2 protein-coding genes are annotated in these 723 nt (G+C 67.4%); both read right to left on the reverse strand.

The features are described from left to right. Nucleotides 1-404, reverse strand: a 404-nt coding sequence (locus MOV75_RS40605) for a HutD family protein (protein WP_247008471.1), incomplete at its 3' end; no start/stop codon positions are given. Nucleotides 405-554: 150 nt separating this feature from the next. Beyond that, nucleotides 555-723, reverse strand: a 169-nt coding sequence (locus MOV75_RS40610) for an SDR family oxidoreductase (RefSeq protein WP_247008473.1), incomplete at its 5' end; no start/stop codon positions are given.

The following is a 723-nucleotide window of genomic DNA, read 5'->3' on the forward strand; positions in this document are numbered from 1 at the left end:
CGCTCGCCGGGCTCGCGGAGCGCCACGAGCGCGATCTCGGCAGCCCCGCGCCGCGCCATCAGGTTCACGACCTCGACGGGCCCTGCCTCGAGTGCGGTCACGATCTCCGTCTCGCCGGTGAAGCGCACCGTCGTAAAAGGTTCACGCTCGTCAAGATCCTGCGCGGGCGACTTCAGCACCAGCCCGCGACCATCGACGACCATCTGAAGACGATCGATGCCGGGCATATGGGAGAACGGACCGGGCGCCACGATCGGCGTGCTCGCAAAGCGCCAGAGCAGGCTGCTCCAATCCTTCGCCGGCGCATCGGCGCGCCAGGCGCCCGCAATGTCGGTGAAGATGCCGCCGCCGTTCTTCCAGGGCGAGCGGGTGTAGTCTTCGGATTTGAGCAGCGTGGTTTTCATCAATCAAGCCATCCGGGACACTGGTGGGCAGACGTCGTAGCACATCATAGGCGTGATGGCAGACCATCTGCCAACCGGCCGACGAGCGAACCACGCAGACAGGACCGTAGCCCGGATGGAGCGCAGCGCAGTCCGGGCTACGGCGGCCCCTCACATCCCGCTCAGGCCGCTATCCACCGCAAGAGTCTGCGCGGTGACGTAGACGCTCTCGTCCGACAGGAAGAACAGCACGGCATAGGCGATCTCCCATGCGGTGGCTTGGCGGCCGAAGGGCACGTGGCCCTTGCCGCGCGAGGGACGGCCGGCGCCGGCTTCGCGG

The sequence above is a fragment of the Bradyrhizobium sp. PRIMUS42 genome, assembly GCF_023006515.1.
GTDB lineage: Bacteria > Pseudomonadota > Alphaproteobacteria > Rhizobiales > Xanthobacteraceae > Bradyrhizobium.